Origin of the sequence: Colwellia sp. MT41 (assembly GCF_001444365.1) — a bacterium.
GTDB lineage: Bacteria > Pseudomonadota > Gammaproteobacteria > Enterobacterales > Alteromonadaceae > Colwellia > Colwellia marinimaniae.
In genome coordinates, this window is the sequence record NZ_CP013145.1 from 2,031,947 (window position 1) to 2,047,246 (window position 15,300).

Sequence of the window (15,300 nt, forward strand, 5' to 3'; positions counted from 1 at the left end):
AACGATAAACGTTATGGCTCGGTTAGTTAATACTAGTCGAGCCATATTAATGCAAAGCAACTAACAATTAGAAAATATGATGAAATTATTGAAAACTTCTTCGTTGTTATTACCCCTATTCTTGTTTTCTTGTACTACTGCTCATGTTATTGAAAAAGAAAGCCCGTCTGTTGTTGCACACACGACAACAGAGCAACTAACCGCTAGTGTCATAAGCTCGGCTGATGAAACCTCTCTTACTAGCGCAATTAAACCCGTTAAGCTAACGAGTATAACGAATCAATCTTGCGCTATTGGTAAGGTCAGGTTAACCGCTAACTTTGCCGCGGGCCGTATGGACGAATGTAAGCGCGTTGCTGAAAATGAATTCGACATTATTTTAGTCCCTGAAAATACCCCGATAAATTCAAGCCCTTGGTATGCTTTTAAAATACAGGCTGAGCAAAACACTGACATTAAAATCACCATGAGAGTTCGTGGTGATAATCATAGGTATCCGCCAAAAATCAGTCGTGATGGTAAAACCTGGCAACTGCAAAAATATAAGATAAAAGGTAAGCGCTTAATCATGAAGGTGACAGCATCGCCTAAGCCGATTATTATTGCTGCCCAAGAAATCATTAATAATCAATATTATGTAGATTGGGCTAAGAAATTAACCGATGAAAATAGCTTTACCCACAGTGTCTTAGGGCTATCAACACAAGGGCGGCCTATCTATAAAATTGAAAGCAGAAATCCCCAGACTAATGAATGGGTGATTATTCTAGGCCGACAACATCCGCCAGAAGTTACCGGTGCTTTGGCACTATTTCCTTTTGTAGAAACACTGTTATCAAGTAGCGAACTCAGTAATTATTTTCTAAGAAAGTACAATGTTTTAGTTATCCCAAACATAAACCCAGATGGCGTTGATGCGGGAAATTGGCGTAGTAATGCCAATGGTTTAGATTTAAACCGCGACTGGGTAAATTTCACACAAGTTGAGACCAGCCTGATCAATGATTATTTACTGCAATTGGTTGCTCAAGGACAAAAAATAAAGTTTGCGATAGATTTTCACTCCACCAAAAGTGATATCTTTTACACCATGCCAGTTGATTACGGTATTGAAAAGGCTTATTTTGTCAGACATTGGTTAGCTGAACTCGACCGTCAAATGCCTAATTTTAACGTGGTACTAAGACCCGGTAATAATCCTGATTTAGGTGTATCAAAGCAGTATTTCTCTGATAAGTTTGGTATTCATGCCATTACCTATGAAATGGGTGATAATACCGATCGTACTAAGATAAAACGTATTGCTTTTAAATCAGCTAACATACTGATGATTAATATGTTATCAGACGTTGACCATGACAAACAATAGGACCTTTTATGAGTATATTTGATGTGAAATTTCTGGCTATGAAAGTGATAGCTAAAAAGTCACTTAATAAAAAAACAATCGCCATGGCAGTAAGTTTAGCGTTATTAACGGCTTGTTTTGATGAAGGTAAAGTGGAAAATAATGGGCAAAGTGCAATACAAACTACGTTTGCGAGTAAGGTTGATTTATTAATCATTAACGGCACGGTTTACACCGGTGACAGTAGCCAAGCACAGCAGCTAGATATTGCCATTTGCCAGAAAATTATTTGCGGCTTATATCCTAGTGGTGAGCACAGTATTAAGGCGATAAAAACAATTGATGCCAAAGGCAAAATTGTTAGTCCTGGCTTTATTGACCCACATACCCATTCTTTGAGTGAGTTATTAAGTAAAGATAAAAACCACAATTTAAATTACTTAACCCAAGGTGTCACCACAGTAATTAATGGTAATGACGGCGGTGGCCCCGTTGATATCGCGGCCATGGCAGAAAAATTAACAGCCAATGGCATAGGCACTAATACCGCGTTATTAGTGGGGCACGGCAGTTTAAGAGAACAAGTGATGGGTAGAGCCGAGCGTTATGCGACGTCAGCAGAACTCAAGGAAATGTCGGCACTGTTAACAACGGCAATGCAAGCCGGCGCTATTGGCTTATCAACGGGTTTATACTATGTGCCCGGCAGTTATGCCAACACTGATGAAGTGATCCGTTTAGCAAAAATAGCCAGTCAGTATGGCGGTATTTATGACACCCATTTACGTGATGAAAGTACCTTTAATATAGGTTTTACTGCCGCGTTAGCTGAAGCCATTAATATTGCCGACAAGGCCGATATTCACCTGCATTTAGCGCATATAAAAGCACTAGGCGTTGATGTTTGGGGGCAAAGTGAGCAGGCCATAGCAATAATTACTCAAGCGCAACAAAATGGTACTTCGATATCTGCGGATCAATATCCCTGGTTAGCATCAGGGACCAAGCTGCGTAGTGCGGTTATGCCTAAATGGGTGATGGCGGATTCTAAACAAGCTTTTCATCAACGCTTAAAACAAGCGGATTTAGCTGAAAAGCTAGGCCAAGAGATCACTGAAAATATTCGCCGCAGAGGTGGCCCTGATTCGCTTTATATAACCGAGTTTACCGATAAAACCTTAGTAGGTTTGAATTTATTGCAAGTCGCAGAGCTGAAAAATTTGCCGATTGTTGCTACCGCTATTGCGTTAGTGCTAGAAGGGGAGGTTAGAGTGGCATCCTTTAATATGTCTCCACAAGATGTTGAACGGTTTATGGTGCAACCTTGGGTGGTTACTTCCTCAGATGGCACTAACGGTCATCCGAGAAAATACGCCAGTTTCCCTAAAAAATACCAAACCTATGTGGTCGATAAAAAGTTACTCACTATGGCCGAGTTTATCAATAGAAGTTCCTCGCAAACGGCAAAAATTCTGGGCCTTAGTGACCGTGGTAAGTTAAAAGTAGGTTATAAGGCCGATGTCATTGTTTTTGATCAACAAGCCTTTGCTCCTAAGGCAACCTTTAGCCAGTGGAATAATTATTCGGTAGGCGTAGAGCAGGTGATTGTTAACGGTACACTGGTGATAGAAAATTCACAGTATCAAGATATTCTAGCCGGAGAATTTATACAGTAAACTCAACTTGCTTTAGTTAAGCTGCGGCTACGCATAATTTATAAACGGTTTGAACTAATATAGGTAATATTGTCTATTTGCAGCGATTTTATTCTTGCTTATATGAGTTTATTTGAGTTCATTGGCCTTTCGGTAGTGACCTTGATAGTCAAAAATTCTGTTTTTAATACGCCAGTAATATTTCTGTTTTCTGGCAATGACAAAGTCCGGACAAGGTAATACGTTAGCTAGCTGCAATGCTTGTTGCAGGTTGCCCACTTCAAATGACTCAGTTGAGCCCAGTTGCACACCAATTTTAACACTAAGGCGTTTAGCAAAAATATCATTGAAGGCTTTAACTTGATTAGGTTTAGAAAAATCAAAAGATTCATTGAGTTCAGCCCCTTCTTCATCATGGTAAGTGATTTTTAACTTGCCAGCTCCCTTATCAGCTCCTTTGTCAGAGACCTCATCTAAACTCATTCCAGAACAGCGAATAATTTTAGCATCCTTAAGTTGCAGGGCCTTTTTTAACATGTCATCGGGGTCAACTAATACCTCGAAGCACTGCAAACAGGTTCGCGCAGCAATATCATTTTCACCCCCACAGTGCGGGCACTCTTTAAAGACAAAGCGATAGTCACATTGACGCTCTTTTGCTTGCTCTTCACTGGGTTCAGCTACGAGCCCTTGGCATCGTCGGCCGTAATGCTCAACTAAATAACCGTCATCATCACAGATGCCCCAAAATATATTGGGAAATTCACAACTTGGGCAAACGACTTGTACCGGCTGGCTTTTGTCATTCGGTTTTTTCTCACCCACTTCGGGGTGATAGAGGTCAAAATCATTGCCGGTATAGTCAATCACCAAGCAATCTTTTTTGTTCTCACTCAAACGCAGGCCACGACCGATTATTTGCTGATAGAGACTAACCGATTGTGTTGGCCGTAATATTGCGATCATATCGACATGGGGCGCATCAAAGCCAGTGGTTAATACCGAAACATTAACCAGGTATTTAATCTCTTTTCGTTTGAATGCCTTAATTAAATTATCGCGCTCAGTGCTGTCGGTGGCGCCGGTAATTAAGGCACTCAGTGTCGCGGGTAAGTAACTAAAAATTTCTTTGGCATGTTCAACCGTGGCCGCAAATATCATAATGCCTTGACGTTCATGCCCTAACTCAATGACCTGTTCAATAATGCCTTGAGTCACCCGGTGATTTTTATGTAAGAGATGATTCATATCCGTAGAACTATATTCGCCCGAGGCGTTTTCTCTAAGACTACTAAAGTCATAGTGCTCTATGGTGGCATCTACTAAGTTGGGTTCGGTTAAATACTTGCGTTTAATTAAGTAGCGCAGCGGTAGTTCATAAATACAGCGATCAAAAGGCCGTTTTTGTTCACTACGGATGAAGCCGCGATAATGCTTTTGATAAATCCAGCCCATGCCTAAACGATAAGGGGTTGCGGTTAAACCCAATAATTTCACCTCGGGATTAACCTGCATCAATTTCTGAATGATTTGTTGATACTGGTTAGTGCTTGACTCTTCCTTTAACTCTTGCTTTAACTCATCTTTTGACTTGTCTTTCAATTCGGCTTTTGATGTGTCTGGGCTGGCTAGGTTAACCCGGTGACATTCGTCAATAATAATTAATGAATAGGGCTCACTGAAATCATGTAGATTTCGGGCGGCCGATTGTATGCTGGCGAAGGTGACTTGGTGTTGAGTTTCTTTGAGTTTTAAACCCGCTGAATAAATACCTGCAGTTACCCCATATGTTTCGTATTTTTGATGATTCTGCTCTACCAATTCTTTAACGTGGGTCAGCACCAGTATTTTTCGTTTTGCTAAGCGAGCAAGCTCGGCGATCACTAAACTTTTACCTGAGCCCGTAGGTAAAACAATTACTGCAGATTCATTGGTTTTTCGGAAGTGTTTGAGCACCGCAGCAACGGCTTCTTGTTGGTAATCTCTAAGTTGAAAAACTGCCACGCAGTGGTGCTGCCTTATCGTGATGGAAAGTCGCCATAATAGCAAAAGAGTGGCCAAGTCTAAAACTTAAAGCAACTTTTATTCTTCATTAGTTTGCAGCTGGCTAATTTATAGGAAGAATAAAAAGAGAGAGTATTGTATTTTTTTCAGACGATTTATCTAGGTATACTTAGACATTGCTTTATAAACTATTCGTTAATCTTTCTAGCCAACTAGCCAACCATCCATGCAGCCAGCCCAATAAGTCCTATACGGAAAGAACGAGCCAATATCCAATATTAACAAAATGACTTAATTTATTTTTATGTGAGTTGTTAGCCCAAGTATGCTTAAGGATGGATCTTCGGTGGCAGATATATCGAAGGTGAAGACCCGCCGGATGGTTATAAATAGGCTGTTACTCATCCAGTTATATGTTCAGCTCTCGTCGTAGCTTTAGTTATAACCTAGTACATAGCTATAATTGCATTCATCAAAATCAAAGTATCTCATTAAGGGAGCACTTTCTTGGTTATCGTTACTCGCCATTGATTGCTTATTACTTGCTAAGTTAGTCGCTGAATTTTTTGCTGAGCTAGTGGCAAAGCTAGCTACTGGCTTATTGTTGTTATTGGTCTGTTGCTCTTGAGCATCGTCGGTATTAGCCATAATCATCACCTTGTTATAATCGTTATTAATCATCTTGGCTTACCATAATGTAATTTTTTTTTAAAAAATGAAAAGACTTAAGTTTTGTTCACCCATAAATAAAGGTTATGGCCTGATAGACACAGTATTTTCAAGGTATAGCATGGGCGTGAGTTAATTCACTTGAAATACTTTTTTGAAAATATCGCAAAGTAAATTCACCTTGTTAACTTCCCGGGGTGATCTTTTTGTCACCAAGGACAAGTTAAATTGATAGGTATGACTACTGGGTTTAATGATACGAATTTGACCTTGGTTTAATTCCTCTTGAATATAACTTTGTGGCATATAACCAAGATAACGGCCGGATAAGATCATGGCTTTACGGGTATCAAACTGATATGACTTAGCCGATAAATTTAGCTTCATTAACTGCGTTTTACCTTCACTGTCTATATCTATACCGGGATGAATGGCCGCGACTTCTGCTAAGGCTTGCTCTGAAATGGCACTATCAACTTGACTAAAAAAGGGATGTTCTTTCGCGCAACATAAGTAAATAGGCTCGTTTGACAGGGCGGTATAACTTAAGCCCTCTATCTGCTGATAACTTGGAAATAAACCGATATGGGCTTTATCTTTTAATAATTGCTTTTCAATGGTGGCAATGGATTCACCGTCTAAAACAATATGCAAGTTGGGTGAGTCATCGTGCAGCTGTTGAATAACTTGCGCCAGTTTCTGCTGTTTGAACGAGTCTAGCTGATCGGCGCATAAAATGACCAACTCACCACTTAGCTCTTTGCCCAAGGTACCGACCAGTAAAGAGAAGTCATTGAGCGAATCAAATAATTCTATTACTGCCCGGTAAACCGCTTGGCCGTCTTCGGTTAACGAAAAACCGCCTCGGCCACGACGACATAGCGTTAACTTCATCCGTGTTTCTAAGTTAGACATATGCACACTGATGGTTGAGCGGGTAATACCCAATGCCAGCTCTGCGGCAGCAAAACCCCCGTATTCAACCACTGAGCTGAAAATTCGCAATAAGCGTAAGTCATACTCAGTGACTGGCTTGGGGATGATCGAGGTGTTTTTCATAAATAATTCTCTCTATAAGTTTGGTCTAGTCCAAACAATAGGTTTAATGTTTTATATTTAACCTGAGTTTGTTATGGGTTTCAATAGGGACATAGAGAAAAGAGCAAAACACAGACAATTATGAAGGAGTAGGTTATGAAGGGTTTAGTTGATAAACAATTATTGAAAAATTTTTCCTATATTAATGGCAGCTGGCATAGCAGTGCCACTGAGTTTTCCGTAACCAATCCTGCCAATGGCGCAGAGATCATCAAGGTCAGCAATGCCGGCGTGGTTGAAACCAAGCTGGCAGTAAAAGCTGCGAAAGCGGCTCTAGCGATGTGGTCGGCAAAATCTGCGAACCAAAGAGCGACTTTATTGCGTAACTGGTTTGATTTAATGATGGAAAATATAGATGATTTAGCTCTAATTCTCACCTTAGAGCAAGGTAAACCTTTAGCTGAAGCCAAGGGGGAAGTTGCCTATGGCGCCTCGTTTATAGAGTGGTTTGCTGAAGAAGGTAAACGTGTTTACGGTGATATTATTCCTGCGCCATCAAATGACAAACGTATTATAGTAATTAAACAGCCGGTTGGTGTTGTTGCCTCCATTACCCCATGGAATTTTCCTAACGCCATGATTGCCCGTAAAGCGGCGGCGGCATTGGCGGCAGGTTGTACCTTTGTGGTACGGCCAGCAAAACAAACGCCGCTTTCTGCGCTTGCTATGGCAGAGCTTGCTGAAAGAGCGGGTATTCCTGCGGGAGTCTTCAATGTTGTTGTCGGTGAAGATGCGCGCGGCATGGGCGAAGTGTTAACACAGCACCCTGATATCGCAAAATTCACCTTTACCGGCTCAACGGCAGTGGGAAAAACCTTGCTTAGCCAATGTGCTACCTCAGTTAAAAAAGTATCCATGGAGCTAGGTGGCAATGCTCCCTTTATTGTTTTTGATGATGCCGATATTGATGCCGCAGTGCAGGGCGCTATGGCGTCTAAATACCGTAATGCCGGGCAGACTTGTGTCTGCACTAACCGTATTTTTGTACAGCAAGCTGTGCTGGCACAATTTACTGAAAAATTTGCCCAAGCGGTTAGTGAATTAACCCTGGGTGATGGCTTAGTTGACGGCGTAACCATAGGGCCGATGATTTCGGCGCAAGCGGTCAGTGATGTGGAAAGCTTAGTAAGTCAGTCTATTGCCGCTGGCGCGACATTAATCACCGGTGGTAAAAAAGATCCTGCCGGTGAGAATTTTTACCAAGCAACTATTTTAACCAATGTTACTAACGATATGCCCATTGCTGCCAATGAAATATTTGGCCCGGTATCACCTATTATTGCCTTTGACACTGAAGCTGAAGTGATTGCTATGGCAAATGATACTGAATATGGCTTAGCGGCTTATTTTTATTCTCGTGATATCGGCCGAATTTGGCGAGTAGCGGAAGGTTTAGAGTTCGGTATGATTGGCATCAACGAAGGCATAATTTCTAATGCCGCGGCACCGTTTGGTGGCGTAAAACAATCAGGCAATGGCCGCGAAGGCTCAAAGTACGGTTTAGACGATTATTTAGAAATCAAATATTTATGTATGGGCGGCTTGGATAAATAGCTTACCCCAGGGTAAAAATTACAAAAACCAGCACTAAAGTAGATATATTAATGGTGCTGGTCAGTTGATTGATAGAAAAATTGAACTAGGTAAATAAAATGACAAATGCAGAATTACAACAAAGAAAAACCCAGGTTATTGCCCGCGGGCAAGGCAATATGTACCCAGTGTATGTAGAGCGTGCACAAAACTCAGAGATTTGGGATGTAGAAGGTAAACGTTATATCGACTTTGGTACGGGCATTGCCGTGTGTAATACCGGTCACAGTCACCCAAAAGTTGTTGCCGCGGTAAAAGCACAATTGGAAAAATTTAGTCATACCTGCTTTATGGTAAACCCTTATGAAGTAGCAGTTGAACTAGCCGAAAAGTTAGTGGCAATTGCCCCTGGCGACTCAGAGAAAAAAGCTATTTTTGTTTCTACTGGCGCTGAAGCCGTAGAAAATTGTGTGAAAATAGCGCGTGCTCATACTGGCCGTCGTGGCATTATTGCTTTTAACGGTGGTTTTCATGGCCGTACCAATTTAACCATGGCGTTAACCGGTAAAATAACCCCTTATAAAAATTTATTTGGTCCTTTTCCCGGTGATATCTTCCATGCACCGTTCCCAATTGCTTGTCACGGTATTACCGTTGCGCAATCACTTAAAGCCATTGAAGATTTATTTAAAGTGGATATTGCGCCAACCGATGTTGCTGCCATTATTGTTGAGCCTATCCAAGGTGAAGGTGGATTTTATCAAGCGCCAAACGAGTTTTTACAAGCGTTGCGACAACTGTGTGATAAACACGGTATTGTTTTAATTGCCGATGAAATTCAAACCGGTTTTGCCCGTACCGGTAAAATGTTTAATTTTGAATACGCCAATGTTGAGCCCGATTTAATCACCATGGCAAAAGGTATTGCTGGTGGTTTCCCTATCGCTGCCGTTGTCGGTAAAGCTAACATTATGGATGCACCTTTGCCTGGCGGATTGGGCGGAACTTATGGTGGCTCTCCCGTTGCCTGTGCTGCAGCGTTGGCGGTACTTGATATTATTGAAGAAGAAAATTTAATAGCACGCGCTAATCACATTGGCGCACTATTTAACGAGCAGTTGTCACAATTACAACATAAATTTCCTGAGCTGATTTTAGAGGTGAGAAACAAGGGCGCTATGATTGCCATAGAGCTTATTTGTGCTGGTGATGTTGAACAGCCTAATACTGAGCTAACCCAAGCCATTATTGCCAATGCTGCTAAGTATGGTTTAGTACTATTAGCCTGTGGTTTTTATGGCAATGTTATTCGTTTTTTACCGGCATTGACCATCAGTGATGATCTTGTGCATGAAGGCCTTAATGACTTTACTCGCCTATTTACTGATGTAGTTGCCGAAATGGCCAAATAATAGCGATTAACCCTAACAAGCTAACTAACATGGCAAGCTAACGAATGAGTGACTCAGTTAAAAACTGAGTTACTCATTTTTACCTTTAAGTCATACTTTTAAGTCATGCCCTTAGGTTATGTATTATCTATAGATAAGAATGGCTGTTGCTGTAGTTGAGCGCTTTTGCTTGTTTATACTCGGTAATACTAGTCAGTACATTGCTTCATTGAAGCCTTTTTTAGCAAAAAACATGGAATAACTATGCGACAGCTTATAACACTAATAATTATCTTAGCCGCTTTGGGTTTTCAACCTAATGTCACTGCAAATCAAAGTCTTAGTATTACCGGTATTTTACTGGATGAATCACAACAACCCCTTAGTGAGGTAAATGTCACCCTAAACAATAAAACAGTGAGCAGTGATAAGCAGGGCCGTTTTGTCATGCCTATAGATAGCCCAGTGACTAACTCATCGGCGCAACAAGCTATTTATCAGCTTAGCTTTGCAAAAATAGACTATTTCAAAAGTATTCAAACCTTTAGTCATTATGAACTTTTCTATTTGTCCGCAGAAAATCGCCATGGCGTACTTGCTGATATCACCCTAGTGGCTAAAAAAGCTAAGCGAGTAATGCTAGCTTTTGGCGGTGATGTGATGATGGACCGTCGTTATTATAAGCCCTATTTTGGTGATGCTATCTTGATTCATCCAGAAACTCGGCTTAAAGACAGCAAAAAAATTGTTGAGCATATTAAAGCTTATATGAGTATCGCTGATTACGCGGCGGTAAACTTAGAAACACAAATAGCCGATAAAAATCCAGGTGAACGCGCGCCTAAGTCGGTTACCTTTTATTCGCATCCTGAAATTCTTGACGCTTTAGTATGGGCGGGTATTGATTACGTCAGTTTAGGCAATAACCATACCTATGATTACTTAGAACCCGGCATGGCATCGACCATAGCATTTTTAAAAGAAAGTCCACTGGATTTTTCTGGTGCTGGCATGAATGAGCAACAAGCGTTAAAGGCACATCGTCAAACAATCAATAATACTGAATTTTCCATGTTAGCTTATGTCGGTTGGGAAGGGCGCTCTGAGCCAACACAAACCGCTAATCATCAACATGGCGGCGCTGCTTATGGTTCGATGGCTAATATTATTAGCTCGGTGCAGCAAGAAGTAAGTCAAGATAGAATCACCATAGTGCAATATCATGGCAGTCAAGAATATGCCAGTAGCCCAACAGGCGTTACCGAGCAACGATTAAAATCGGCATTAGATCATGGTGCAGCGCTGGCCATTGCGCATCATCCTCATGTAAGCCAAGGTTTAGAGTTATATAACAATAAGTTAATTGCTTACTCAATGGGAAATTTCATCTTTGATCAGAATTTTAGTGCCACCCAACACAGTTTTATCTTGTATGTGTGGTTAGATGCAGGAAAATTCCATCGCGCGGAAATAGTGCCTTTATATGTCAAAGGTTATAAACCAACCCCTGCAACTGGGGTCAATCGTTATACCGTGATGAAGCGTTTAACCGTGCTTTCTAAGCTGCGAAATACCCATATTAGCCAATCAGGTGGTCACGGTGTTATCACGCCAAAAAATACGGCAACAACGGCGTCAGTAACCGTTAAGTCAGTTAACCTTAACCTAGTTGAGCCGACGTTCGTTAAAAAGAGCTCAATGCAACATAAGCTGACTTTTGCTCCGGGCAGTAAAATAGCGAGTTTGACTCATTTACCCTGGCATCAACAAATAAGTGCAGTATCTTTACCAAACGAGCAAGTAAAGTATCGATTAGGGAAAAACTTAATCAATGGCAGTGATTTTGAAGGCTTTTCAAGCTTTGATAGCCCAGAACGTGGCTTGTTTTTTGATAGAAGTATCATGAGCTTAAATAATTATGGTGCTAGCGGTAATACCAGTATGTCTTTAGCCCTGAACAAGCAACAAACAACGACTTTTGGTGTGAAGAGTTTTTGGCGGGTTTATTCAGCCAGTAGACCGATGACCATTAAAGCGAACTATCTGAGCAAAAATGCGGTTAAATTGCATTATTACTGGCAGGGCAGAAAAAGCAGACAAAAATTATTTGATGCTTTTAAAAACAGCCCTAAAAACTTAATCAAAACCCTAGTTCTAGCCGGGAGTGATAAGTGGCAAAGCGTGGAAGTCGATTTTAATTCACCCAGAGTTGGCTATAAAAGTTACCGCATTATGGTTGAAGCTGAACTCATTGATGGCAGCACGACTCAGTTGGCAATAGATGATTTTGCTGTTATTGAATGGCACAGTGCTTTTACTGATAAGGCAACACCACCGTTCTTTTCCCTTGATAGTCGTCAACCGGCTTATTTGGGTCTATCTAATGTCAGTCAACTGGATAAAACCAGCGCCAAAGGGGTTGTTGTTACCACAGAGTAATTTGGCAAGTTCAGTAGCCCGGCACATCGTTGGGCTTTTAAAGACGTGTATTAAATTAAAGGTGTAGAGATAAGTCAATAATCTACTCAGCAAACCAATGGCAGTAACAGCTTTTGTACTTGCATTAACAAATTATTTTCAATAGCACAATTTTACACTAAGGGAGTTGATTCAAATTACATTTTAGTACGTTAAATGTTGATCTATATCAAATAAAAGTGCTTAATATTGCTCTCCAACGATAATTATTTGATTACTAAGCTAAACTTTAGCTTTCAAATTACTTTACCGACTCACCTTTTTGGATATATCTTAATGAACCATACTTCCTCAAATGAAATAACCTTTTCAGCATCCGAACAACTGGTCTCCATTACCGACCTCGATGGCCGAATAACTTACGCTAATGATGAGTTTTGTCGTGTCTCAGGTTACTCCCTAGCTGAGTTGGTTGGCCAACATCATAATATAGTTCGTCATACCAGTATGCCTAAGGAGGCTTTTGCTGATTTATGGCAAAAGCTAAAGCGAGGTGATTCTTGGCGTGGTATGGTTAAAAATCGTTGCAAAACCGGTGGTTTTTACTGGGTTGATGCCTATATAACCCCGTTATATGAAAAAAATAAAGTTGTCGGTTATCAGTCAGTAAGAACTAAGCCAACCGATAGTCAAAAGCAAAAAGCTCAGCAGTTATATGACGGCTTTAATAATGGCAAATCCGTAGTCGATTTTAATGCTAACACCGGTCTAAAACGTATCATTGCTGCCGTTGTCATCCTGCTTGCTTGTATAGCAAACTGGCAGTATTCAGCACCATTAATCTCAACGGCTATTTTATTGACCACAATAGGGGCCATTTTTATCATTTTTACCGAGGAGTTGTTTGTTTTTCCAAAGGTAGCGGCACAGACTAAAATAGCAATTGATAGCCCCTCCCGATACATATTTTCAGGTAAAGGCTTAACCAGCATCATTAATTACCCCGCAGAGTTATATAAAGCAAGAATAAACACCATTTTAGGGCGCAGTAAAGATTCAGGCCGAGGTTTGCTAAAAGTAGCGACTGAACTTGAACAAGCCGCTAATAAAATGCTCGAAGGCATACATGAGGAAAACTCTCATCTTGCACAGTTTGCCACAGCAATCACTCAAATGAGCGCCACCATAGATGAGGTGAGTACCAATACCACCAATACTCATGATAAAATGGTTCATATTCAAGATGAATGTCAGCAAAATATTGAGATCACTAAAGTAACCCAGGCTAAAATAGTTACGCTAGCAGATGAAGTTGGCATAGCGGCAGAAAGTGCTCTTGAGTTAGTTAAGGATGTCGATAAAATTTCTGTCATTATGTCTGAAATACAAGGGATTGCCGACCAAACGAATCTACTGGCTTTAAATGCGGCTATTGAAGCGGCAAGGGCCGGTGAACAAGGCCGTGGTTTTGCCGTGGTTGCCGATGAAGTAAGAACCTTAGCAAGTAGAACCCAAGGTGCTACCGTGCAAATTGAAACGTCGGTAAAAGCGTTACAAACAACGTTAGAGCAATGGAGTAAGGTAATGCTGGCCAGTAAAGCTAATGCCGAAGAATGCTCACAAGACACCATGAAAATAACGGTAGCAATGGAAAATGTTATCACTAATGTCAATATGGTAAGTGATATGACCGCGCAAATAGCAACGGCAACTGAGGAGCAAAGTGTTGTCGCTAATCAAATCAATCAGAGCATTATCACCATAGACGGTATCTCGAAAAATAATGCGGATTTAGCTGAGCAGGTCAATAACTGTGGTATTGAAGTCAATAAAAGTGCTGAGTTAATAGAGGGTTTAAGTACCACCTTTAAATAATCAGCAGAGTCGAAACTAATTTTAACGATAAGACGCTAAATTTCAATATATAGCCAAACCACATCAAGATGCAGCTTCAAGTAGCGTGGCTATAACCTTGCAATAAATAAATCGTGCTACTTTATCCATACGGGTAAATTAGCACGGCTATTATCAATGATTTCAGCAACGTTATGGGTTGAAATCATCGATATAAGGCGCTGTTCTTCTGCCACGCTATTCAGTCTACCCTATCATTTTAAAACCTTAAGCCTTGAAATTCCCCCAAAGCGTACCAAGTTATTATTCATGTTCACTCTGTAAGGATGTTTATGTTCGCTACTTTGTTACCCTTGATCATTGCTGTGGCCATCATTGGTTATTTAATGGCAAAACCGTATTGGCGTGAATATAAGCGCGATCAGCTCAGAAGCTTACCTTTTAAAAAACAATGGCGTAAAATAATCCAGCAAAGAATGCCTTATTTTAGGCAAATGACAACGGATTTACAGCTGCAGCTAAAGCAACATATACAAGTTTTTATTGCAGAAAAAACCTTCATTGGCTGTAATGGCGTTAAAATTACCGATGAAATTAAAATTACCATAGCGGCGCAAGCCTGTTTATTGCTGCTCAATAGAAAAACCGATTATTACCCAAAATTAAAAACCATTTTAGTGTACCCAAGTGCGTTTATTAAAGAGCAGAGCCAACTAAACCCTGATGGGACTATATACACCAAAAGAGTTGCCTTATCAGGAGAGTCTTGGGACTTTGGCAAGATAGTATTATCGTGGCAAGACAGCGTACACGGCGCAGAATTACCTAATGATGGTCACAATGTGGTTATTCATGAATTCGCCCATCAACTGGATCAGGAGAATGGTAAGGCTAATGGCGCGCCTATTTTAGGAAAAGGACAAAGTTATCAATGCTGGTCTAAAATATTTTCACAACAATTTGAAATTCTTAAAAGGCAAGCGGCCTCGGGCACGCCATCAATATTTGACTATTATGGCGCGACCGAGCCAGCAGAGTTTTTTGCCGTAGTCAGTGAAGTGTTTTTTGAAAAATCTAAACAGTTCTCTCAAGAACATCCTGAGCTGTATCGCCAATTAACAAATTATTACAAAGTTGATCCTATTCATTGGTAATCACCTGTTAATCACTTATCAATAACTTGTTAATAACTTGTTAATAATAGGGTATTTGTCCTATTTATTGACGCTTATGCTATAAAAAAAATAACATTAAAGTTATACTATATACATTATAACTTTAATGTTATCAGTACACTTAGCTATACCTAGATTTATTGAGGGCAATAAGT

Annotated in this window: 10 protein-coding genes; 7 read left to right on the plus strand and 3 right to left on the minus strand. The window is 40.5% G+C overall.

Going from position 1 to position 15,300, the window contains the following annotated elements:
• Positions 1 to 76: 76 nt before the first annotated feature.
• Entirely contained in the window at positions 77 to 1,369 is a 1,293-nt protein-coding gene (locus CMT41_RS08705) for a M14 family metallopeptidase (protein ID WP_058027046.1), read from the plus strand.
• Positions 1,370 to 1,377: 8 nt separating this feature from the next.
• Positions 1,378 to 3,024, plus strand: a complete 1,647-nt coding sequence (locus tag CMT41_RS08710; RefSeq protein ID WP_058027047.1) for an N-acyl-D-amino-acid deacylase family protein — start codon at positions 1,378 to 1,380, stop codon at positions 3,022 to 3,024.
• A 108-nt stretch (positions 3,025 to 3,132) separates the two neighbouring features.
• Here the strand turns inward: CMT41_RS08710 and CMT41_RS08715 are convergent, their stop codons facing one another.
• The 3 genes from CMT41_RS08715 to CMT41_RS08725 all read right to left on the minus strand — a co-directional run bounded on the left by CMT41_RS08715 (position 3,133) and on the right by CMT41_RS08725 (position 6,735).
• Positions 3,133 to 5,007, minus strand: a complete 1,875-nt coding sequence (locus tag CMT41_RS08715; RefSeq protein ID WP_058027048.1) for a DEAD/DEAH box helicase — start codon at positions 5,005 to 5,007, stop codon at positions 3,133 to 3,135.
• A gap of 435 nt (positions 5,008 to 5,442) precedes the next feature.
• On the minus strand, positions 5,443 to 5,655 hold the full coding sequence (locus CMT41_RS08720; protein ID WP_157466323.1) for a hypothetical protein: 213 nt from the start codon (positions 5,653 to 5,655) through the stop codon (positions 5,443 to 5,445).
• Between the two features lie 153 nt (positions 5,656 to 5,808).
• Positions 5,809 to 6,735, minus strand: a complete 927-nt coding sequence (locus CMT41_RS08725; protein WP_058027050.1) for a LysR family transcriptional regulator — start codon at positions 6,733 to 6,735, stop codon at positions 5,809 to 5,811.
• Between the two features lie 135 nt (positions 6,736 to 6,870).
• Between CMT41_RS08725 and CMT41_RS08730 the strand changes: the two genes are divergently transcribed.
• The 5 genes from CMT41_RS08730 (at position 6,871) to CMT41_RS08750 (ending at position 15,124) form a co-directional block, all read left to right on the plus strand.
• Positions 6,871 to 8,328, plus strand: coding sequence for an NAD-dependent succinate-semialdehyde dehydrogenase (locus tag CMT41_RS08730; protein ID WP_057180939.1), 1,458 nt, complete (start codon positions 6,871 to 6,873; stop codon positions 8,326 to 8,328).
• Between the two features lie 98 nt (positions 8,329 to 8,426).
• A complete protein-coding gene (gabT, locus tag CMT41_RS08735) occupies positions 8,427 to 9,719 on the plus strand; it encodes a 4-aminobutyrate--2-oxoglutarate transaminase (protein WP_058027051.1) in 1,293 nt (430 codons plus the stop codon).
• Between the two features lie 243 nt (positions 9,720 to 9,962).
• The gene (locus tag CMT41_RS08740; protein ID WP_058027052.1) at positions 9,963 to 12,137 is read left to right on the plus strand and encodes a CapA family protein; all 2,175 of its coding nucleotides are present in this window, start codon (positions 9,963 to 9,965) and stop codon (positions 12,135 to 12,137) included.
• 315 nt (positions 12,138 to 12,452) lie between these two features.
• Complete coding sequence (locus CMT41_RS08745; protein WP_058027053.1) at positions 12,453 to 13,991, plus strand: methyl-accepting chemotaxis protein; 1,539 nt, start codon at positions 12,453 to 12,455, stop codon at positions 13,989 to 13,991.
• A gap of 311 nt (positions 13,992 to 14,302) precedes the next feature.
• Complete coding sequence (locus CMT41_RS08750) at positions 14,303 to 15,124, plus strand: zinc-dependent peptidase (RefSeq protein ID WP_058027054.1); 822 nt, start codon at positions 14,303 to 14,305, stop codon at positions 15,122 to 15,124.
• The last annotated feature ends 176 nt before the right edge of the window (positions 15,125 to 15,300 follow it).